This window comes from Pseudomonas viridiflava, assembly GCF_900602065.1.
Classification (GTDB): domain Bacteria; phylum Pseudomonadota; class Gammaproteobacteria; order Pseudomonadales; family Pseudomonadaceae; genus Aquipseudomonas.
Genome location: NZ_UWFN01000263.1, coordinates 132,822 through 154,444 on the forward strand (window position 1 = coordinate 132,822; position 21,623 = coordinate 154,444).

Here is a 21,623-nt window from a genome sequence, read left to right on the forward strand (position 1 = left end):
GATGCATTGATCTCAATGTGAAAACAGCGAATTCCCCACTTTGCCGGCCATTTTCTCCGGCTTGATCAGGAACCGCGCCAGCGCTGGCAACAGCCACAACGCGCCGAACATATTCCAGAGCAGCATGAAGGTCAGCATCAGGCCCATGTCAGCCTGGAACTTGATTGCCGAGAAGATCCAGGTGCATACGCCTATCGCCAGACATAGGCCGGTAAACAGAACGGCTTTGCCGGTGGACTTCAGAGTTTCGTAATACGCCTCCTGCAACGGTAGGCCTGCACGCAGGAAGCTTTCCAGACGGCTGTAGATGTAGATGCCGTAATCGACACCGATCCCCACCCCCAGCGCCACCACCGGCAAGGTCGCGACCTTGACGCCGATGCCCATGAACGCCATCAATGCGTTGCCCAGCACCGAGGTCAGCACCAGCGGCAGCACAATGCACAGCGTAGCGGCCCAGGAGCGGAAGGTGATCATGCACATCGCCGCCACACAGATGTAGACCAGAATCAGGATGGTCAACTCGGAGCGTTTGATCACCTCGTTGGTCGCTGCTTCGATCCCGGCGTTACCGGCTGCCAGCAGGAATTCCAGGCCTTCACGATTGTTTTCGGCCGCAAACTCCTGCACCGCATGCACCGCGCGATCCAGGGTTTCAGCCTTGTGATCATTGAGGAACACCAGCAGTGGTGCCAACGAACAGTCGTTGTTGTACAAGCCATCCGCCCGGGCGATGGAGCTGTTGAGCACGTCTTTGTTGCGCGACAGGGCTTCCCACTTGAGGTTGCCCTCGTTCATGCCCTTGATGACCTGCTTGGAGACCGTTACCAGAGAAATCGCCGACTGCACGCCCGGCGTATTCTCCATTTTCCAGGTCAGCTCGTTCATGGCAGCCAGGGTCGGATACGCCGAGCAGCCTTCCGGCGGCGTCTTGACCATTACCACCAACACATCAGAGCTGGTGGAGTAGTGGTTGATGATGAAACTGTTGTCCTGGTTGTAGCGTGAATCGGGGCGCAGTTCCGGCGCGCCTTGATCGAGGTCACCGATCTTCAGGTTCTGGCTGTACCAGAGGCCGCCACCGAAGGCGAGCAAGGCCAGCACGATCGACACCGGTGCAACTTTGGCGCTGGCAAAACCGGACAACAGACGCCAGAACGGATGTTCGGACACCGCGTCCTTCTTGCTGCGGTTGATTGCCCTCTTGCTGATCCCCGCGTAGGAAATCGCTACGGGAAGCAGGATGAGGTTGGTGAAGACGATGACCGCGACACCAATCGATGCGCCAATTGCCAGTTCGCGAATCACACCGATGTCGATGATCAGCAAGGTGATGAAACCCACCGCATCCGCCAGAATCGCGATCATGCCTGGCAGAAACAACTGGCGAAACGTACGCCGCGCTGCAGTCAGGGCGTTATCGGCATCACTGGACTGCAAGGCAATACCGTTGATTTTCTGCACGCCGTGGGAAATACCGATCGCAAAGATCAGGAACGGCACCAGCATCGAATACGGGTCCAGCCCGAAGCCCACCACGTGCATCAACCCCAATTGCCAGACCACCGCAATCAGGGTGGTGCTCAACACGGCGATGGTGCTGCGAATACAACGGGTAAACCAGATCAACAACACGAGGGTAATGACGAAGGCCACACCGAAGAACAGCACCACCATCAACAGGCCGTCGATCAAGTCGCCGACTTTTTTGGCAAATCCGACTATATGGATCTTGATGTTGGGGTTCTGCGCTTCGTACTTGTCGCGAATTTTCTCTTCCAGTTGATGGGAAAACTGCTGGTAGTCCAGCTTGATCAGCTTGCCCTGATCCTGTGGGTCCGGGTAGGACTCCAGCAGCGGCACATCAACAATGCTCGACTTGAAATCGTTGGCCACCAGGCGTCCGACCTGCCCGGACTTGAGTACGTTGTTACGCAACTGATCGAGACTGTCGTCGGAACCGTCGTAGCTTTGCGGGATGACCTCACCACCGGCAAAGCCCTCTTCTGTTACTTCGGTCCAGCGTACGCTGGGGCTCCACAGAGATTTCAGGCCGGAACGATCAACCCCGGAGATGTAGAAAACTTCGTCGTTGATCTCCCGCAGGGTTTCCATGTACTGCTTGGAGAATATGTCGCCATCCAGCGCTTCGACCGATATCCGTACGGTGTTACCCAGATTGGCCAGATCGTTGCGGTGCTCCATCATTTTCTGGATGAAGGGATGATCCAGCGGGATCATTTTCTCGAAGCTGGTCGAAGGCCGAACCAGCGTCGCCTGCCAGAACAGAAAGATGCTGACCAGCAGACAGATAACGATAACTGCTGGACGATTATTGAAAATCAAACGTTCAAGGAAGGTTTCCTTGCCGCTGCTGTGCTGCTGAGTGTCGTGCAGATTACTCATGCCGAAATTTCCCTGCCCTGATCATTCTTATTGTTGGCTCGACTCGGCGCCCGTCGGCGAGGTGACGCGTACGCCTCCTTGTCCAACCAGAATCAGATTGCCCTGTGCATCAGCCGTCACCCCGGATAACGAAACCCGGTCAGGACGGTTGTAAACCTTGAATGTCAGGCCGTCGTCGGTGCTGCGCATCACGCTGCCACCGTTGCCCACCAGCACCAGTGAGCCATCTTCCAGCTGCGTCGCATTGGACAGTCCAAACTCCAGCGGCCCGCGCGCAGCCTTCAGCTCGATGGGCTCCCAGGTGTCGCCAAAGTCAGCGGAGCGGTAGAGATTGCCACGCAGCCCATATACCAGCAGCGTGCCGGGCTGACCGGTGCCAATCGCGCCAAACAACGATCCCTGATACGGCCCTTCAAGCTTTTCCCAGGACTCGCCATCGTCTCCGGAGCGGAACATCGCCCCCGATTCGCCGACGACAAACAGACCGCTATCTGCAACATGCGTAATGCCGTTGAGGTGATATTGATCTTCGTTGTCGAGGCGGTCGCTGACGTCTTCCCAGTGCTGACCACCGTCCACCGTCGTCAGCAACATGCCGTAAGCGCCGACTGCAAAACCGGTTGAGGTGTCCTTGAACCAGACATCCAGCAACGGTGCCTCGCGCGTCAGGTCTTCGAATTGCTTGACCCATGTGGTGCCGCCATCGCTGCTGGCCAGGACCTGCGCGTCATGCCCCACAGCCCAGCCGTGCTTGTCATCAACGAAATACACAGAGGTCAGGAGTTGACGAGTTGGCACTTTGGCTTGAACCCAGGTTTTGCCCTGATCGTCGGAATACAGAATGTGTCCACGCTCGCCGACCACCACCAGTCGGGCACCGGCATGGGCTACATCGAGTAGAAGGCTGCGCGAGGCCTTGGCAGATTCGATGGAATACAGAGTGCTCTGAGTCGAGTCAGGGCTTTGGGTGGTACTTTCGGTGGCCGCCATTGATGGCATGGCCAGACTTGATAAAGCCATGATTGCGAACAGCGACCAGGCTGTCGCCAAGGGCTTGCCCATTCGTAATGCCAATGGCTGTCCGACTGCCGATTCCCCACCGGACTGTGTGCGCCGATTTGCAGGCTCACTCATGAAGCGTCCCCTTTCCATTATTTTTATTAGGCGACTTTTATCAGAAAGCCTTGGCGAAGCGCTCTAGCCTTGGACTTCTGGAAGCCGACCTATCCTATCCAGCTTTGGAAACGCATGACAATCGACATATGGCTATCTTTGGTCGAGGCCTCTTGTGTGATTGGTGGATTATCAGTTGGGGTGATGCAGGCTTAGAACCCTCTCCCCCTGTAGGAGCTGCCGAAGGCTGCGAAAGCGCTGATTCAGATAAATCGCTCGCAGCCTTCGGCAGCTCCTACAGGGGATAACTCATTGCCAGTGTAGGCCGGGTTTGACGGTCCGGCCTGCCAGGTTCAGAACTGATAGGCCAGGGCGAGGCTGGAAACGGTTGTTCTGTTGGATTGTGAATTGGACTTATCGCCGGTGCGCAGGCTGTCACCGCTCGGGGCATGCTTGATCAACGCACTGCCCTTGGCCTCGCTATAGACCTGATGATCAAGGCCAGCCTTGACGGAAAACTGCGGGGTCATCTGATACGAAAGCGCCAGAGCAAGGCTCTGCATCCGTCCCCTGTCTCCGTTGTTGCCGCTAAATGTCAGATTTCGCAGGTGGTGCGAATCGAAGTCTCTGGCTTTGACCCACTGGCTGTACTTGAAACGACCTTCAAGGCTCCAGCGCTGCAGATTGTAGAGCCCGACAAGCCCGAGGTAAGGGGTGTCATAGGTTTGCTGGTAAGTGATGACCTTGAGCCCGGAAGGAAAGTCTCCGGTCACATCACGATCACCGTTGTCTGAAGAATAGACATAGCTGCCACCCCGGGCCTGCCAGTCAAATCGGGTGCGCTGATACCCTGCCATAACGCCCAGGGCAACGTTCCCACGCTTCAGCGCCCAGCCCGTCGCGGCAAACTCGGCCTGCCAGGCATTCTTCAGACGCGTATCGGGGTGGTTCGAGTAATCGGTCCAGTCGGCGTCCTCGCCTGCTGACCAATCGTAATCTTTCATATGGCTGTTACCTGCCGCCATACGCGTCCAGCCGCGTGCTTCAAGGGAGAGCCAGTCCAGCGGATTGTAGGTCAGCCCCAGGTGCAGGGTGGGCACTTGCTTGATATCCCAGTTCAACTGGCTGACTTTTTCGCCATCATCGTAGACCTTTTCCAGAGACCGACCGTTGAGCAGCCCTACTCCCAGATTCAGCTCTATGCTGCCCAACTTTGTTTTCTGCTCGTTGAAGACCTTTGCATCCGCCAGGGCCTCATGCCCAAAAGCGACCAGCCCCAGCAATACCAACGTTTCCCGTACGTTTATCAACACAATCCCTACCCTTTCTGAGATGACGCGCGCGCAACCCCAGGGTCAACGCAACGCGGGTCGAAAGGATGGGCGATGTTGCAGGACGCTTCTGCCAGCCGAATCCTTGTCTGATCGTGTGAAACGTCCACACAGAACGCTGGAAAGCCCCTACGCAGCAAGCTTGAGTTCACGCGCATCCAGTGGGACCGGATTCATCCGGGAAGGCGGTATTCGTGACGACAACGAGGCTGTGGATGCATCACCCCCTTCGCGAATGAATTCGCTCCCACAGGATTTGTACTCACCTTCAGGTCACCGCGATCCAGTGGGACCGGATTAGCACCATAAAAAAAGGGCCTGCCGCTTGCGCGGAAGGCCCTTGGGTCAACAGTCTTCGCTATTCGGCGAGGCTTTTGCTCACCACTTCGAACACGTCACTGGACAGCTCACCCGAATCACGGATGCGCACCAGTTCGTCCTTCATCAGCGCCTGACGTTTGCTGTCGTATTTGCGCCAGCGAGTCAGGGGGGCCAATTGACGCGAGGCGATCTGCGGATTGAAGCCGTTGAGCTGGATCACCAGATCAGCCAGGAAACGGTAGCCGGAGCCGTCCGCAGCGTGGAAGTTGATCAGGTTCTGGCCAGCAAAAGCACCGATCAAGGCGCGTACCTTGTTCGGGTTCTTGATGTTGAATGCCGGGTGCTGCATCAGCGTCTTGACCCGCCCAAGACCGCCAGGCAACGGGCTGCCTGCCTGAACGCTGAACCACTGATCCATAACCAGCGGGTTGTCTTTGAAGTTCTCGGCAAACACCGCCAGCGCCTTGTCCTTCTCGGCGGTAAACGGCGAGTTGACCAGTACGGCAAGGGCCGTCAGGCGCTCGGTCATGTTGTCGGCGGTATCGAACTGCTCGATGGTCGCGGCCAGCACTTCCGGTTTCTGACTGAGCATCAGGTACGACAGGGCAATGTTCTGCAGAGCGCGACGGGCGAAATGCTCGGCTTCAGCGACGTACTCAGTGGCTTTCGACACCTTGCGGTTGGCCGTGTAGCGCGCCCACAACCCGTCGAACAGGCTGTCGGCAAGCTGCTTGCGCACAAACTCACGGGCAGCGTGGATAGCATCCACGTCGGCCACTTCACTGATTTCGGTCAGATAGGCTTCGCCCGGCAACGATAGCATTTCGGCAATCATGGCCTGATCCAGCGAGGTATCCGCCAGAACCGTGCCCAACGCCGTGATCAAACGCTGATCGAGGACCAGCGGCTGGCCTTTCTGGTGCTGACCGATCAACTCCTGCAGCACCTGCACCGACAGTTGCTGGCCCGCATCCCAGCGGTTGAAGCCGTCGCTGTCATGCTGCATGAGGAACATCAGTTGGTCGCGGTTGTACGGGAAGCTGAGTTTCACCGGAGCCGAGAAACCACGCAGCAACGAGGGCAGCGGCTGTTCAGCAATATCAACGAAGGTGAAGGTCTGCTCGGCTTCGGTGACGGAAATCACCCGCGTGTTGCCAGCGGCAGCGTCTTCGCCTTGCAGGCGCAACGGGATTTCGCCGCCCTGCTTGTCCAGCAAGCCCAGCTCCACCGGAATCACGAACGGCTTCTTCGCATCCCCTGGCTGACCCGGTGTGGTCGGGCAGCTCTGGCGGAAGGTCAGGCTGTAGGTTTTAGCTGCGCTGTCATAGGACTCGCTGACCGCCAGACGCGGCGTACCGGCCTGGCTGTACCAACGTTTGAACTGGGTCAGGTCGACGCCATTGGCATCTTCCATGGCCTTGATGAAGTCATCGCAGGTCACGGCCTGGCCGTCATGACGCTCAAAGTACAGATCACTGCCTTTGCGGAAACCCTGTGCGCCGAGCAGCGTGTGAAGCATGCCAACAACTTCCGAACCCTTTTCATACACGGTCAGGGTGTAGAAGTTGGAAATCTCGATAAAGCTGTCCGGGCGCACAGCGTGAGCCATCGGGCCCGCATCTTCGGCGAACTGGTGGGTACGCAGGTACGCCACGTCCTGAATGCGCTTGACCGTGGCCGAGTTCATGTCTGACGAAAAGCCTGCATCGCGGTAAACCGTAAAGCCTTCTTTCAATGACAGCTGGAACCAGTCACGACAGGTCACGCGGTTGCCCGACCAGTTGTGGAAGTATTCGTGGGCGACGATGGCCTCGACGCGCTGGTGTGCGGCGTCGGTGGCGGTTTCGGCACGGGCCAGCACGGCGCTGGAGTTGAAGATGTTGAGACCCTTGTTCTCCATCGCGCCCATGTTGAAGTCGTTCACAGCGACGATCATGAAGATATCCAGATCGTACTCACGACCGTAGGTTTCTTCGTCCCAGCGCATGGATTTTTTCAGGCTGGTCATGGCGTGCTGGCACTTGTCGATGTTTTCCGGCTCGACATAGATACGCAGGGTCACTTCCCGCTCGCTCACGGTGGTGAACTTGTCTTCGACGCACCACAGATCGCCGGCTACCAGGGCAAACAGGTACGCCGGTTTCATGAACGGGTCTTCCCAGGTCGCCCAGTGCCGGCCGTCATCTTCCGGGCCGCTGGCAATCGGGTTGCCGTTGGAGAGCAATACCGGGAAGTTGTGCTTGTCGGCGCTCAGCGTCGTGGTGAACTTGCTCATCACGTCCGGGCGGTCGAGGTAGTAGGTAATCTTGCGGAAACCTTCGGCCTCACACTGGGTGCAGAACATGCCACTGGATTTGTACAACCCCTCCAGTGCGGTGTTGGTTTCCGGATGGATGCGCACGCTGGTGTCGACCGTGAAGGACTCGGCCTGTGGGTGCAAAGTCAGATGGTCCGGAGTCAGTTGGTAATCAGTGGCGCTCAATTCGGCATCACCGAGCCTGACGGACAGCAGCTCCAGCAACTGGCCGTCCAGCACCAGCGGCGGCAAGCCTGCGCCACGCGCCGGGTTGCGGCGCATGACCAGTTGCGCGTGAACCAGCGAGTGGTCATCGAACAGCTCGAACGTCAGGTGCGTTTCGTCGATGAGGTACTCAGGGGCCTGATAGTCCTTCAGGTAGATCATTTGCGGTTGTTCGGTGCGCATGATGAGTCCTCTTACTGATGCACGGCGAGCTGATAAGCCGTGTATTTACGAATATTGATCACGCCGGTATCGAAGATCAGGTACTGGCCCTTGATCCCCAGCAATGTGCCTTCAGCGATCGGGTTCTTGTCCAGATTGAAGCTGACGATCTTGGTCGGGTACGCCTCTACGGGGTAGCGGATCTCGATCGGTTCGACGTCATGCAGCATTTGGATGGCCTGCAAGCCAAATCGTTCTTGCAGCCCGGCCAGGCCTTCGGCGCAACTGTCGAACAGTTGCTGGCGAATGGCGGCCAGGTCCACCGGCTGTGCGTCGCCTTTGAGCAACGCGCGCCAGTTGGTGCGGTCGGCAACCTGACTACGCAACAGGTCCTCAACGAACCCGGACTGTTGGCGAGTGGCCACGCGCAGGATCGGCAGCGCCTGACTGGCGCCCTGATCCAGCCAGCGGGTTGGCAGCTGCGTGGCGCGGGTAATACCGACTTTAACGCCCGACGAGTTGGCCAGGTAGACGACATGATCGGTCATGCAGAATTGCTCGCCCCACGCCGGATCACGACACGTGCCGTGCTCGTGGTGGCATTTTTCCGGGCTCATGATGCAGATGTCGCACTGCGCCAGCTTGAGCATGCACGGGTAGCAGTAACCCTGGCTGTAGCTGGACTTGGTCTTGCGTCCACAATGGCTGCAATGGATCGCGCCAAGGAACTCCAGACGGACTGTTTTGCCAATCAGCGGGTTGACCGGAATCTCCGTGTCACCCAGACGAAACGCATACTGCACCGCCGACGCGTCCAGACGCGCCGACATTTTATTAACGGCTCCGCGACCAATCTCAATCAATGGATGGCATCCGACTTGAACAGGATATTCGGCACAGTGGTGGACTTGGACGCACATTCCTGTGGGCCCATGTAACCGATGCGCTGGTCTTCCGGCAGGTTCTGCACTTCCCAGGCGATCAACGCCTGCAAGGACAACTCGCGCTGTTCCTGAGTCAGCTTGCGGCCATCGGACCACTTCCCGATTTCTACTGCCAGCTTCAGGCTTTCGTAGATATCCGGGGTGATGTTTTCAATCATTTCGGCAAAAGAGGACATAGCGCACTCCTGACTCTTAATTAACCAGCATTCAAAATCAGGCTCTGACCCGGGCAATTGCCCCGCCAATCAGACCTGTTACACAACCAGTGATCAGCCCGCCGACATGGGCGCCGTTGGCGATTTCGCCAAAGCCCAGCATGCTGACCAACCCTGAAATACACAGCACCAGCCAGGCCAGCATCATCACCAGCACACCGCGCGGTAAACGATAGATGGGGTTGGGCGCGAGCAATTGAAAGATCCAGCAATGACCCAGCAGGCCATACAGAACGCCGGACAAGCCACCGAACAGGCTGGCACCGCCGAACTGATATTGAATGGTGTTGGAAACTGCACTGAACAGCAGGGTTAGACCGAGCAGATGCAGGCTGCCCTGACGCCATTCGATACGGCGGCCTAGCTCCCAGTACCACATGGCGTTCATGGCCAGATGCAGGATGCCGAAGTGAATCAGCATCGGCGTGACGATTCTCCACCATTGACCGGCGGCCAGGCTGTCGCCGGGGGGCAGGAACGTGGCGTACTCGCCATGCACGCGAAAATCTAGAAATGTCAGCCAGCGCACCGCGTCAAGGTTTTCACCCAACAGGGTAATCGCGCCCACAATCAAAGAAGCCAGCAGTACCAGCGTGGTCACCGGGCTGTCGCGCAGTTGCTTAACAAAGCCGGGCCGTGGTGCTTTGGTGCTCTGCTCGCCAGCTGGCAACTGATAGTGCTCGTCGCCTTCCGGGTATTGCTGATAAAGGGCACGGATATCGTCCGCCAGCTGCGGCGAGTCCGGTACCCACAGTACTTGCTCGCCCGCCTCTTCGCTGACCCGGTGCGGCACGCGCAGGCGATTCAACAAACTGACGAAGCCACTCAGGTCGGTGGTCAACGGCAGACGCAATACAGCAACAGGACTCATCAAACAGCCTCGGGACGTTCAACATCAACCCAGACGAATTTGTCCGGATCAATGCAGGTTTCCTGGTCAAGCCGATAGGCGACCAGTTTGCCGTAGAGCACGGCGCTGTAATCCAGGCAGGCCAGATTCGGCCGGATCGGAGCGGGGATTCCGCTGCGCCAGTAATGACCGACAAACAACATGGGTTCATCGGCGCCGTAGCGCAGCAAGGCATTCTTTTCAGTGGTGGACAGGGGCGTCTTGGCCACGCCTTCAGGCAATGCGTCGGGCTGGAACACCACGTCACCGTAGGTTTGCGGATCGTCTTCCCAGAACTTGGTGCGGAAAAACTCGCGGGTCAGGCCATCACCGCCGGTCAGCGTGATGCCATGGGGCAGGCGCATGTCGGTGCCACGCAGTAACCGGTCAAACACCGCACAGGCAAAGCTGCCCTGCACCGCCGAAGCCTGAACGAACTGCTGATTGATGCAGCCGCCGCCGTGCATGGTAATCAGCGGAGTGATCAGGCTGGCATCCCAGCAGGCATGCACCACCCGGAAACGTCCGGCATCCATGAACAGTGGCAGCTCGTAGAACCAGTCGACGAATTCCTTCCACTCATCCGGATATTGTTCGAACTGCGCCAGGGTTTCACCCATGAGCTTGCTGTGACGTAACGAATGCTCGCGCACGAACTGCTTGCCACTCTCCGGCGGGGCCGGGGTGTGCCAGCCCAACGCGTTGAATTCATGGTTACCCATGATGCACAGCGCGTGGCCCGCCTTGACCATGTCGCGCACGATATGCAGCGATTCGCGAATCAACGGGCCGCGGTCAATGATGTCACCGAGAAATAACGCGATGCGTTCAGGGTGGCGCCAGACGCCCGCCTGAAAGCGATAACCCAGCACGCTGAGCAGTTTCTCCAGCGTGTGGGCACAACCATGCACGTCACCGATCAAATCGTAGCTACGCGCGGGATCGAGCATCAGTCGCCTCCACCACCAAGTCGGCTACCCCAGCCAAGCTTGGTGCGACAGACTTCATAGTAGTTGTGATCAAGGGGGTGAATCAGACGCAGTTTCTGCGATTTCTTGCTGACCGTGATGGTGTCGCCCGGTGCGCAGGTGAAGTGGTTCTGCCCGTCGCACGAGACCTGCGGATAAATCGTCATGTCCTTGGACACCACGATTTTCAGCTCGCTGTTGCCATCAACCACGATGGGCCTGCCAGACAAGGTGTGCGGGTACATCGGCACAATCACGATGGCATCCAGCTTGGGATGCATGATCGGCCCGCCAGCGGACAGTGCGTAAGCAGTTGACCCGGTAGGCGTGGCGACGATCAGGCCGTCGGCCTTCTGGCTGCACACAAACTGGCCGTCGATGTAGATCTCGAATTCGATCATCCGCGTCGACTTGCCGGGGTGCAGCACCACATCGTTGAGCGCGTCGCCCTGACCAATGGCTTCGCCGTGACGGCGGACTTCGGCCTGTAACAGGAAGCGGTTCTCGACCAGATAATGGCCATCGAGTACTTCGGCGACTTTGACTTCCAGTTCGTCAGGGCGAATATCGGTCAGGAAGCCCAGGCTGCCACGGTTGATACCCAACACCGGCACGTTGTGTTTGGCCAGCGCACGGGCGGCACCCAACAGACTGCCATCACCCCCGACGACGATGACCATGTCGCAGACTTCACCGAGCATCTTGCGCGATGAGGTTTGCAGGCCATGGCCGGGCAAAACCTCGGCGATGGTGTCTTCCAGAATGACGTGCAGGTGCCGTTCCAGCAGGAATCTCTTGAGTCGGCGCACGGTATCGAGCACCTGAACACTGCCCAGGCGGCCGATGATGCCGATATTACGAAACTGCTCCATGGGGCTCCTGCGGGGTTCGATGCGGCTTAAAGACAGGGATTATGGGCGAAAGGCCGGGGTAGCGGCAAATAGGCCGTGATTTTACTGGGTGATAAAAGCTAAATGGGTATGGCTGCTGGCTGTGTCTCATGTATCGCGGGCAAGCCCGGCTCCCACAGGTCAGCATTCCAACTCAGTGACATCCCTGCTGGAATGCGGTTTTTGTGGGACCCGGGCTTGCCCGCGATACATGAGACACAGCCTGAAGCCATATCGCTTCATCATTTATCGCACCAAAGCCGTTTCCGCTATCCTGCGCCCATGACTCTTTTCCCCAGCCTCACCCACCTGCCCCGCCAGTTACGCACGCCACACGTGCGGGATCTGGCCTGGGTGATTCTGGCGCCGCCGATGCTGGAGCAGACGCCGTGGCCCCAGCGCCATCCGCTGACGGCCAGTGACTGGGTGCGGGAGCCGCAGCAATTGGCAGATTTTCTGTTCCGGCTCGATCAGGACAGCCATGCCCTGCTCCACTGGCTGGCATTGAGCGCAACACGTCGGCTGGGCGTGTATTACGAGCGTTTATGGCAATTTGCAGTGGCTCAGGCGCCCGGCGTCGAAATGGTTGCCGCCAACCTGCCGATTCGCAATGGCGGACAAACCCTGGGTGAGCTGGACATGCTGCTGCGCGATGCCGAAGGCGTGCACCACGTGGAATTGGCGATAAAGCTCTATCTCGGACCGCAGCAAGGTGACGGCAGCGACCCTTCGCAATGGTTGGGGCCGGGTTGCCATGATCGGCTTGACCTCAAACTTGCCCATCTGAGCCAACATCAGCTACCGATTTCCGCACGCCCGGAAAGCCGTGAGCTACTTGCCGCACTGGGTATAGAAACGTTCGATGCCCAGCTGTGGCTTGGCGGCTATCTGCTGTATCCGTGGCCAGGTCAGACTGATTCTCCGCAAGGCGTCCATCACCAGCACTTGCGTGGCAGTTGGCTGCATCAAAAGGATTGGCACGCATTTACCGCGCAACGGCCAGAGGGTCGCTGGCAGCTATTGCCGCGTCACGCCTGGCTGGCGCCAGCCCACTACCGTGAAGCCTGGACAGATTCGCAGTTGCAGGACTGGCTGACTCAGCTGGATCCACTGGCCCCGGCGCAACTGCTGGTAAGGCTGGTGGAAAACGCCAGCGGCGAATGGGAGGAAGCCGAACGGGTGTTTCTGGTTTCGGACATCTGGCCACGGCTGGGTGACACGAGCAATACGATTCAATCCATCACATTGCCCGTGTCGCCCGCCTGATCCTCAAGCGGCTTTTTTAGTGCGCGGCAGCAGAATCGCCATGATCCCCAGCAGCGGCAGGTAGGAACACAGGTTGTAGACGAACAGAATGCCGTGGCTGTCAGCCAGATAACCCAGCAAAGCCGCGCCAATACCACCAAAGCCGAACATCAGCCCGAAAAAGATCCCCGCGATCATGCCGACGTTACCCGGCACCAGTTCCTGGGCATACACCACAATGGCGGAAAACGCCGAGGCCAGAATGAAACCGATGATCACACTCAGAATGCTTGTCCAGAACAGATCAGCGTAAGGCAACGCAAGGGTGAACGGCGCAGCCCCCAGAATCGAGAACCAGATCACCGCTTTACGGCCAATCCGGTCACCGATCGGCCCACCGAAGAAGGTGCCCGCAGCCACTGCCCCGAGGAACAGGAACAGGTACAGCTGGGAGTTAGCCACCGACAGGTCGAACTTCTCGATCAAATAGAAGGTGAAGTAACTGGTGATGCTCGACATGTAGAAGAACTTGGAAAATATCAGGAAAGCCAGCACGACCAGAGCGCCGGTCACCCGTCCTTTCGACAGGCCATGGCTCGCGGCCTGACCTTGTTTGAGCTTGAACAGATTCAAATGCGCGCGGTACCAGCGGCTGATCGCGTACAGCAATCCAACGGAGAACAGCGCGACCAGCCCGAACCAGGCCACATGCCCCTGACCGAAAGGGATGATGATCGCCGCCGCCAGCAACGGGCCGAATGCCGAACCGGTATTGCCTCCCACTTGAAAGGTCGACTGTGCCAGACCAAAACGCCCACCTGAAGCCAGCCGCGCAATACGCGAAGCTTCCGGGTGAAAGGTCGAGGAGCCAATGCCGATCAGGGCCGAGGCCAGAAGAATCATCGGGAAGCTACCCACCACGGCCAGCATTAAAATGCCAATCAGTGTGCACAGCGAGCCCACCGGCAGCACCAGCGGATTGGGATGACGGTCGGTGTAATAACCGACCCAGGGCTGTAGCAACGAAGCAGTGATCTGGAACGTCAGGGTAATCAAACCGACCTGCGTAAACGTCAGGCCGTAACTTTCCTTGAGCAGTGGGTAGATCGACGGCAAGACCGCCTGAATCAAGTCGTTGACCAGATGCGCCAGTGCAACAGCACCAATGATGCGCATGACCAGCGGGCTGCTGGTACTGGAAGGCGTAGGAGTTGCAGCAGGAATTGCGCTGGTGGGGGAGTTACTGACGTCCATGGAGTTCATCCGCGAAGCTATTGGATGTGCCACGACCTGGATATTGCAAAATATGTCAGCGGCACAAGGTCCGCCAATGTGCCATTTTTTGGGGCATGGCCGCTACATATTGTTGCGGGGAATGAACGCGAAATCTGATTTTGCATGACCGCGTCCTGCCTCCCTTTCCGGGCGGCAAACATTGGACCTGTAGGAGCTGCCGAAGGCTGCGATGGCGGTGTGTCTGGATAAATGCTTCGCAGCCTTCGGCAGCTCCTACAGAAAATTCATTTCAATTCACTCGCTGTATTTTCTTTTACAGGAGCCAGTCAAACCGTAGCTCCAACAGCCACGCCCTTCTCCCCCGTCGGCACATCATGCAGCGATATCCGCGAGGTTTCCGGCAGCGCCAACCCGCCAGCCAGTGCGAGCAAAGCAACCGCGATCAGGTAAAATGCGGGTGACAGGTTGCTGCCTGTAGTGGTGATCAACCAGGTTGCCATCAACGGCGCGGTGCCGCCAAAGATGGTGTAAGCCATGTTGTAGGTGATCGCCGAAGCGGTATACCGAGTGCGGGTCGGGAAGGTTTCCGAGAGCAGCGCTGCCGTCACCACGCCACACAACACCGCACCGACCGCCAGCAGCATCACGCCGACGATAGACGCAGCGAACGAACCGGAACTGGCCATCAGGAAGGACGGGAAGACCACCACGATCAGCAGCGCACAGGCCGTCATGACCGTCTTGCGTCGCCCGACCTTGTCGGAATACAACCCGGCCAGCGGGCAGATCGCCGCAGCAAAGAGCAGCGCAATCAACGACACCAGCAACGCCGTCGCACGACTCAAACCACCCGCCACTTGCAGGTAAGTGGCGAAATACGTGGTGAACATATAGAACGACAGCGCCGTCAGGGATACGAAGGCCCCCAGACAGCAAATCGCCGCGCCGTGGTTACGCAGGGTTTCCTTGAGGGGCGAATGAGCAACATCATGTTCCTGGGTCACTGCCTGGAATGCCGGGGTTTCATCCAGTTTCCAGCGCAGGTACAAGCCGACCAGCCCCAGCGGTGCAGCGATCAGGAACGGCAAGCGCCAGCCCCAACTGCCCATGGCTTCCGGGGACAGTGATGCCTCAAGGGCATAGGCAACGACGGCTGCCGCGGCAAACGCAGAAAAGGTCGAGACCGGGACGAAGCTGCCATACCAGGCGCGCTTGTCGCTGGGTGCATGCTCCATGAGATAGGCGCAGGCCCCGGCGTACTCACCCCCTGCCGAAAAGCCCTGAGCGCAACGAATCAACGTCAGCAGAATCGGCGCCATCACGCCGATGGCGGCGTAGGTCGGTAGCAGACCAATCAAGGTCGTGGCAGCGGCCATCAGCAAAATGGTCATTGCCAGGGTGCGTTTGCGGCCGATCCGATCGCCGAGCATGCCAAAGAAAATCCCGCCCAATGGCCGGAATGCGAAGGCCACGGCGAACACCGCGAAGGTTTTCAGCAGCGCTGCGCTGGCATCGCCACTGGGGAAAAACTGCTGGGCGATGGCAGTCGCCAGAAACCCATAAACGGCGAAGTCGAACCATTCGACGAAGTTGCCGATGGCGGCGGCGACAATCACTTTTCTCAGCGTTTTGGGACTGACTTGTTCCGTAGCGGCGCTTGTCATGCTGGACCTCGACATTTCATCAGGAAGCTATCGATTATCGGGACAGTCGCTGAAGCGGCTCACTCCAAAAGTGTCATCCGCATATTCAGGACCGACCCCACCGTAGTTCAATAGCGCATGATTCATGCCAGAGGCTTTGGATCAATGATTACAAGCCCATCGCCCGACGACCTTGCAAGCCGCCGGTGTGGATGAAAATCAGCCGGGTGCCTGCCGGAAAACGCCCGGCGACCACTTCATCGTGCAGGGCCAGCAGCGCCTTGCCGGTGTACAGCGGTTCGAAGGGGATGCCGCTTTGGGATTCGCTGGTGGCGATGAAATCCAGCAAGTGGGGGTCGGTTTTGGCGAAGCCGCCACGGGAGGCGCTGATGAGGTCATAGTCATCCTTCGCATCTGTAGGAGCTGCCGAAGGCTGCGAAAGCGGATTTTCAGGGCAATCGCATCGCAGCCTTCGGCAGCTCCTACAGATTTGGCGGTGGGCCAGGATTGCCGCGACATTCTGCTCGACCCCATGATCATCCGGCACCGCCATTGCGCCATATACCGGATGCGCGCCCTCCTCGGCAAACACCAGTCCAGCCAGCGTGGTGCCCGTCCCGGCCGCCAGCCACCAGCCATGGTAATTACCCCAGCCCAGGTCGCTCAGTTGTTCGTGCACCATCTCTAATAACCCCGCGCAGCCAAGCGCGCCGGGCAAACCGCCACCGCCTTCCGGGATCGGGTAGAAATCAGGGTATTGCGTCAGCCACGAAGGCCAGAAGTCCGGCTCATGGCGTGCGCGATAACCGCCATAGCCAAGCCAGTGCAGTTGCATGCCGAACGTCTGTAGATCGACCGTGGTGGGCGTCTGCACTGCATGACCGCGCAACAATCCGACCGTGGCAAAGCCAAACCGCTTGCCCGCTGCTGCCAACGCATGCAGATGATTGGAATGCGCGCCGCCCAGACTGATAACGCCTTTCGCATCCACCTCGCTGGCCGCCGCCAAGTGATGAGCGAGCTTGAACCACTTGTTGCCGCTGATCAGCGGATCAATGAGATCCAGACGCAGGACCGCAACCTCGACTCCAGCACTGGCGAGCCAAGTCAGGTTCAGCCGCTGAAGAGGAGCGCTGGGTTGCCAGTGAATGGGGGCGATAGACACAGGGAGCCGGGCCGCAGGATGAAGGGCGGGAGTTTAGCATTGCGCCGGAATATGCAGGTATCCAAGGCTAGGTGCGCCACAGATCTTTGGGGGAGATTCTATGTTGGCCTGCAATCACAATTCCTGTGGGAGCGAATTCATTCGCGAAGGGGCCGATACAGACAATACATATTCAGCGTCTGATAATCAGTCTTCCCGAATGAATTCGGTCCCACAGGTTGATCGCATTCTTTAATTGAAACCGAGTCGTCGGTCTCGGCCCTACAACCCCGCCGCCAACCTTGAACCCTGATCAATCGCCCGCTTCGCATCCAGTTCGGCCGCGACGTCCGCACCGCCGATCAGGTGCACGCTCTGCCCGGCCTCGACCAACCCGTCATACAGCTCTCGCAGTGGATCCTGCCCGGCACAGATCACGATGTTGTCCACCGGCAAGACCTTCTCTTCACCTTCACCAATCCGAATGTGCAGGCCAGCATCGTCGATCCGCAGGTATTCAACGCTGTTGAGCATCTGCACCTGCTTGTTCTTCAGGCCCGTGCGGTGGATCCAGCCGGTGGTTTTCCCCAGACCGTCGCCGACCTTGGAGGCCTTGCGCTGTAACAGGAACACCTGACGCGCCGGGGCGTGCAACTCCGGCTTGATCCCGACTACACCGCCGCGTGCTTCCAGGGCAGTATCAATACCCCATTCCTTCCAGAAAGCCGTGCGATCCAGGCTGGTGGAAATACCCTGATGCACCAGAAACTCCGAGACATCAAAACCGATACCGCCCGCGCCAATCACCGCAACGCTGCCGCCCACTGGCTTGCGCTGCAGGATCACATCCAGATAGCTCAACACTTTGGGATGTTCGATACCGGGTATCGCCGGGGTACGTGGCGCGATGCCGGTCGCGAGGATGACCTCGTCGTAACCCGCGCCGCGCAGGTCTTCGACAGCAACACGAGTATTGAGCCGCACGTCGACGCCAGTGGTTTGCAGTTTGCGTGCGAAGTAACGCAGGGTTTCGTAGAACTCTTCCTTGCCCGGTACGCGCTTGGCGATATTGAACTGGCCGCCAATTTCTGCCGCCGAATCGAACAAGGTCACCTGATGGCCGCGCTCAGCGGCAACCGTGGCGGCCGCCAGCCCGGCAGGCCCAGCGCCAATCACGGCGATTTTCTTGCTCTGGCGCGTCGGGATGTAATTCAGCTCGGTCTCATGACAGGCACGCGGATTGACCAGGCAACTGGTCAGCTTGCCGCCAAACGTATGGTCCAGACAGGCCTGATTACAGCCGATGCAAGTGTTGATCTCATCAGCCCGCCCGGCAGCCGCCTTGTTGACGAACTCGGGGTCCGCCAGAAAAGGCCGGGCCATGGAGACCATATCGGCATCGCCTTCGCTGAGAATCTGCTCGGCGATTTCCGGCGTATTGATGCGGTTGGTGGTGATCAGCGGAATGCCTACCGAGCCGCGCAGTTTGGCAGTGACTTTACTGAATGCGGCACGCGGCACCTTGGTCGCGATGGTTGGGATCCGCGCTTCGTGCCAGCCAATACCGGTGTTGATAATCGTCGCCCCGGCCTTCTCAATGGCCCGAGCCAATTGCACAATCTCTTCCCAAGTGCTGCCGCCTTCCACCAGATCGAGCATCGACAGGCGAAAGATAATGATGAACTCAGCCCCAACCGCCTCGCGAACCCGCCGAACGATTTCCACCGGCAGACGCATGCGGTTTTCGTAGCTGCCGCCCCAGCGATCAGTGCGATGGTTGGTGTGAGCCGCCAGGAACTGGTTAATGAAATAGCCTTCAGAACCCATGACCTCTACGCCGTCGTACCCGGCGCTTTGGGCCAGCGTAGAGCAGGTGACGAAATCGGCAATCTGCTTTTCGATGCCTTCTTCGTCCAGCTCGCGAGGCTTGAAAGGGTTGATGGGCGCCTGAATCGCGCTGGGGGCGACCTGGTTCTTGCTGTAGGCATAACGCCCGGCGTGGAGAATTTGCAGGCAGATTTTGCCGCCAGCCTCATGTACCGCCTGGGTGACTATACGATGCTGCTCAGCCTCTTCGGCCGTGGTCAGCTTCGCAGCGCCGGTGTAAACGCCGCCTTCTTCGTTAGGCGCAATCCCACCCGTCACCATCAGCCCGACACCGCCCGTTGCCCGCTCGGCAAAATACGCCGCCATACGCTCAAAACCACCCGGCTTTTCTTCCAGACCGGTGTGCATGGAACCCATCAGGGTGCGGTTGCGCAAGGTGGTAAAGCCCAGATCCAGCGGGGCCAGCAGGTGCGGGTAATGAGCGGCGGCCATAGAAACTCCATCGAACTGTCACGGTATGCGACTGCCTGAAGCAGCCGTCAATTATTCAGGCCTTGGTGGCCTGTTCATTGGGCAACAGTAAAGACGAGCTTCGCGACCTGCTCAATGACTGTAAGTGACAAGTTGATGATTTAAATGTGCAGCTAGCTTTCAGACGGGGTCAGGCAAGCAGGGCCTCTCATCAAACATAAGACCACTATCTGAATTGAAACGCGTCCCTGTAGAAGTGACCGGGGTGGCGCTCCACCTTGCTCGCGATGACATTCTCTCAGATACCATTTCCGTATTTGAAAGACCGCTATCGCGAGCAAGCTTGCTCCTACAGGTAACGTGTTTGCTGCACGACAGTGCATCCCATAGCACGCTTACTACAAACGCATACGCTTGATGTCGCGCTGCGGGGGCTCGCCGAACAGTCGGCTGTATTCGCGGCTGAACTGGGAGGAGCTCTCATACCCGACAAGCCCCCCGGCGCTGCTGGCATCCATGTTTTGGCTCAGCATCATTTGCCTGGCGGCCTGGAGCCTGAGTTGTTTTTGATACTGCAGCGGACTCATACCGGTAACCGTCCGAAAATGCTGGCGGAACGTGGAGGGACTCATGTGAGCTGTTGCCGCCAGTTCGTCGACTTTGAGGGACTGCCGAAAATTCAGCTTCAGCCACGATAGGCATCTGGCGATGTGCTGACTGGGTGAGCCGGCACTTACGATATGCAGTAATTGCAGGCTGTGGGGACCGCTCAAGACACGCACCACTATCTCCTCGATAATCAGCGGCGCAAGGATTTCAATCAAAGCGCGATCATCCAGCAGCTCGATCAGACGCTCCAGCGCGTCGAGGATATGTGCATCCAATGCATGCACGGTGACGGGGCGGAATCCCTCATCTTTCATGCGCTGAGATAGCTTCATTCGCTCTGCTACCTGCACAACCATTGTGCCGTCCAGCGCCAATATCATCCCAAGAAACGGTTGGGAGGCACTGGCACGGGTGACATTCGCGATAACGGGAATGTCGACGCTCGTCACCATAGACTGGCCGGGACCGTAGGCCAGAATCTCTTCTCCCACCATGACCTGCTTCCCGCCTTGCAGCGTCAAGCCAAGCCCTAGCGCGTAGATACAGTGTAAAGGCGCCGTTGCTGCGTTACGTCGATGAAAGCTGAGTCCTGGAATAGCGCTGTAGTAGTCACCTTCCTGGCGCAGGATTTGCCCGACTCGCTCAGCCAGACGAGCGGTATCCGTGACGCTGCGAACATCTCTGGAAGCTGGACTCATGATTTCCCCCGATGTATCGCTACAGTACGTTTTTGCTGATTGCATTACTCACCCGAACGATATCGGCCATGACCGCCAGTGCAATCTCGGCAGGTGTCTTGCTGCCAAGGTTCAGACCGATCGGGGCGTGAATGCGATTGATACCGTCATCATCCAGCCCTCCGATACGTCTCACGCGCTCAAGGCGTTTTTCGCTGGTGCGCCGCGAGCCCATTGCCCCAATGTAAAATGCAGACGTCCTTACCGCTTCCATCAGCGTCAGGTCATCCAGGCGTGGATCGTGAGTCAATGCGACGACAGCCGTCGAAGCATGACAGCCCCCTTGAGCAATGTAGGTCGCGGGGAGCATTTCGAATACCGCGACACCGGGCATCTTGAAAGTCGAGGCCAATTCGGTGCGCGGATCACACACAACGACCTCGTAGCCCAGCGCAACCGCGAAACTGGCACAAAACTCGGCGACTGGCGACAAACCCGCGATCAGTAGCCGTCGCACGGCACCTATCCTCAGCCGAACTTGCTCATGCTCAACGGTGACCGGCGCGCACTCTCTGTCAGCGTCTTCAATGTACGCATCGCGAGTCCCCAGCATGACGCGACGCACGATTAACTGCCGCCCGTGCAAAGCCTGTTCAAGCCTCGCGAAATACTCACGCCCCGAGCAGTCAGCCTCGAAATACTCAACGAGGACATCAAGCACGCCGCCACACGGCAATTGCAGGTTTGGCGTAAACCCGCCTTCACCGTATCGAATGATCTGACTGCTAGGTTCGAACTCGCCTCGCCCCAGTCGCTCAAGGAAATCATCCTCCACACAGCCGCCCGAAAGGGAGCCGCAGAACCCTCCTTGCTCCAGTGCCACAAGCATTGCACCGGGACCACGAGGCGCAGACCCAAACGTTGAGAGGACAGTGCACAACCACACACCGTGGCCTTGCTCCAGCCAGGTCGAGGCCTGTTGAATAACCTGAAGATCGAGACTGTTCATAG

General features: G+C 58.4%; 16 protein-coding genes. 1 reads left to right on the top strand and 15 read right to left on the bottom strand.

The window, feature by feature from the left end; all coding sequences use genetic code 11:
- Positions 1 to 12: 12 nt before the first annotated feature.
- The 9 genes from EE949_RS14330 to EE949_RS14370 form a co-directional block, all read right to left on the bottom strand.
- Positions 13 to 2,406 (bottom strand): efflux RND transporter permease subunit, encoded by a 2,394-nt coding sequence (locus EE949_RS14330; RefSeq protein ID WP_122664880.1) that lies wholly within the window; start codon positions 2,404 to 2,406, stop codon positions 13 to 15.
- 27 nt (positions 2,407 to 2,433) lie between these two features.
- Positions 2,434 to 3,540 (bottom strand): WD40/YVTN/BNR-like repeat-containing protein, encoded by a 1,107-nt coding sequence (locus tag EE949_RS14335; RefSeq protein WP_430735946.1) that lies wholly within the window; start codon positions 3,538 to 3,540, stop codon positions 2,434 to 2,436.
- A 332-nt stretch (positions 3,541 to 3,872) separates the two neighbouring features.
- Complete coding sequence (locus EE949_RS14340; RefSeq protein ID WP_162874460.1) at positions 3,873 to 4,832, bottom strand: omptin family outer membrane protease; 960 nt, start codon at positions 4,830 to 4,832, stop codon at positions 3,873 to 3,875.
- Between the two features lie 376 nt (positions 4,833 to 5,208).
- Positions 5,209 to 7,875: an aminopeptidase N gene (gene pepN / locus EE949_RS14345; protein WP_122664882.1), complete on the bottom strand. Its 2,667-nt coding sequence runs from the start codon at positions 7,873 to 7,875 to the stop codon at positions 5,209 to 5,211.
- 11 nt (positions 7,876 to 7,886) lie between these two features.
- Complete coding sequence (locus tag EE949_RS14350) at positions 7,887 to 8,717, bottom strand: DUF2797 domain-containing protein (RefSeq protein ID WP_205504999.1); 831 nt, start codon at positions 8,715 to 8,717, stop codon at positions 7,887 to 7,889.
- Positions 8,714 to 8,974: a YeaC family protein gene (locus tag EE949_RS14355; protein ID WP_027902009.1), complete on the bottom strand. Its 261-nt coding sequence runs from the start codon at positions 8,972 to 8,974 to the stop codon at positions 8,714 to 8,716. The genes EE949_RS14350 and EE949_RS14355 overlap by 4 nt, the downstream gene beginning before the upstream one ends.
- A 37-nt stretch (positions 8,975 to 9,011) precedes the next feature.
- Positions 9,012 to 9,884 carry a rhomboid family intramembrane serine protease gene (locus tag EE949_RS14360; RefSeq protein WP_122664884.1) on the bottom strand — a complete coding sequence of 291 codons (873 nt, stop codon included), beginning with the start codon at positions 9,882 to 9,884 and terminating at the stop codon, positions 9,012 to 9,014.
- A complete protein-coding gene (locus tag EE949_RS14365) occupies positions 9,884 to 10,852 on the bottom strand; it encodes a metallophosphoesterase (RefSeq protein WP_122664885.1) in 969 nt (322 codons plus the stop codon). Before EE949_RS14365 ends, EE949_RS14360 begins: the two co-directional genes overlap by 1 nt.
- Positions 10,852 to 11,742, bottom strand: a complete 891-nt coding sequence (locus EE949_RS14370; protein ID WP_122664886.1) for an NAD(+) kinase — start codon at positions 11,740 to 11,742, stop codon at positions 10,852 to 10,854. Before EE949_RS14370 ends, EE949_RS14365 begins: the two co-directional genes overlap by 1 nt.
- A 300-nt stretch (positions 11,743 to 12,042) precedes the next feature.
- On the opposite strand from EE949_RS14370, the gene EE949_RS14375 reads away from it, so the two are divergent.
- Complete coding sequence (locus EE949_RS14375) at positions 12,043 to 13,026, top strand: DUF1853 family protein (RefSeq protein ID WP_122664998.1); 984 nt, start codon at positions 12,043 to 12,045, stop codon at positions 13,024 to 13,026.
- A 3-nt stretch (positions 13,027 to 13,029) separates the two neighbouring features.
- On the opposite strand, the gene EE949_RS14380 is transcribed toward EE949_RS14375, so the two are convergent.
- The 6 genes from EE949_RS14380 to EE949_RS14405 form a co-directional block, all read right to left on the bottom strand.
- Positions 13,030 to 14,259, bottom strand: a complete 1,230-nt coding sequence (locus EE949_RS14380; RefSeq protein WP_240350599.1) for an MFS transporter — start codon at positions 14,257 to 14,259, stop codon at positions 13,030 to 13,032.
- Between the two features lie 308 nt (positions 14,260 to 14,567).
- Entirely contained in the window at positions 14,568 to 15,905 is a 1,338-nt protein-coding gene (locus EE949_RS14385) for an MFS transporter (protein ID WP_122664887.1), read from the bottom strand.
- A gap of 148 nt (positions 15,906 to 16,053) precedes the next feature.
- Positions 16,054 to 17,049 carry a 1-aminocyclopropane-1-carboxylate deaminase/D-cysteine desulfhydrase gene (locus tag EE949_RS14390; protein WP_122664888.1) on the bottom strand — a complete coding sequence of 332 codons (996 nt, stop codon included), beginning with the start codon at positions 17,047 to 17,049 and terminating at the stop codon, positions 16,054 to 16,056.
- A gap of 261 nt (positions 17,050 to 17,310) precedes the next feature.
- Positions 17,311 to 19,347 carry an NADPH-dependent 2,4-dienoyl-CoA reductase gene (locus tag EE949_RS14395; protein ID WP_122664889.1) on the bottom strand — a complete coding sequence of 679 codons (2,037 nt, stop codon included), beginning with the start codon at positions 19,345 to 19,347 and terminating at the stop codon, positions 17,311 to 17,313.
- A gap of 377 nt (positions 19,348 to 19,724) precedes the next feature.
- Positions 19,725 to 20,633 (bottom strand): AraC family transcriptional regulator, encoded by a 909-nt coding sequence (locus EE949_RS14400; RefSeq protein ID WP_122664890.1) that lies wholly within the window; start codon positions 20,631 to 20,633, stop codon positions 19,725 to 19,727.
- Between the two features lie 19 nt (positions 20,634 to 20,652).
- Positions 20,653 to 21,621, bottom strand: a complete 969-nt coding sequence (locus EE949_RS14405) for an XdhC family protein (RefSeq protein ID WP_122664891.1) — start codon at positions 21,619 to 21,621, stop codon at positions 20,653 to 20,655.
- Positions 21,622 to 21,623 lie beyond the last annotated feature (2 nt).

What these genes read in the sequence shown, in the direction of transcription:
- EE949_RS14330 (WP_122664880.1), bottom strand. Translation starts at nt 2,406, where the DNA reads ATGAGTAATCTGCACGACACTCAGCAGCACAGCAGCGGCAAGGAAACC.
- pepN (WP_122664882.1), bottom strand. Translation starts at nt 7,875, where the DNA reads ATGCGCACCGAACAACCGCAAATGATCTACCTGAAGGACTATCAGGCC.
- EE949_RS14400 (WP_122664890.1), bottom strand. Translation starts at nt 20,633, where the DNA reads ATGAGTCCAGCTTCCAGAGATGTTCGCAGCGTCACGGATACCGCTCGT.
- EE949_RS14355 (WP_027902009.1), bottom strand. Translation starts at nt 8,974, where the DNA reads ATGTCCTCTTTTGCCGAAATGATTGAAAACATCACCCCGGATATCTAC.
- EE949_RS14380 (WP_240350599.1), bottom strand. Translation starts at nt 14,259, where the DNA reads ATGGACGTCAGTAACTCCCCCACCAGCGCAATTCCTGCTGCAACTCCT.
- EE949_RS14375 (WP_122664998.1), top strand. Translation starts at nt 12,043, where the DNA reads ATGACTCTTTTCCCCAGCCTCACCCACCTGCCCCGCCAGTTACGCACG.
- EE949_RS14385 (WP_122664887.1), bottom strand. Translation starts at nt 15,905, where the DNA reads ATGACAAGCGCCGCTACGGAACAAGTCAGTCCCAAAACGCTGAGAAAA.
- EE949_RS14335 (WP_430735946.1), bottom strand. Translation starts at nt 3,540, where the DNA reads ATGAGTGAGCCTGCAAATCGGCGCACACAGTCCGGTGGGGAATCGGCA.
- EE949_RS14370 (WP_122664886.1), bottom strand. Translation starts at nt 11,742, where the DNA reads ATGGAGCAGTTTCGTAATATCGGCATCATCGGCCGCCTGGGCAGTGTT.
- EE949_RS14405 (WP_122664891.1), bottom strand. Translation starts at nt 21,621, where the DNA reads ATGAACAGTCTCGATCTTCAGGTTATTCAACAGGCCTCGACCTGGCTG.
- EE949_RS14395 (WP_122664889.1), bottom strand. Translation starts at nt 19,347, where the DNA reads ATGGCCGCCGCTCATTACCCGCACCTGCTGGCCCCGCTGGATCTGGGC.
- EE949_RS14365 (WP_122664885.1), bottom strand. Translation starts at nt 10,852, where the DNA reads ATGCTCGATCCCGCGCGTAGCTACGATTTGATCGGTGACGTGCATGGT.
- EE949_RS14360 (WP_122664884.1), bottom strand. Translation starts at nt 9,884, where the DNA reads ATGAGTCCTGTTGCTGTATTGCGTCTGCCGTTGACCACCGACCTGAGT.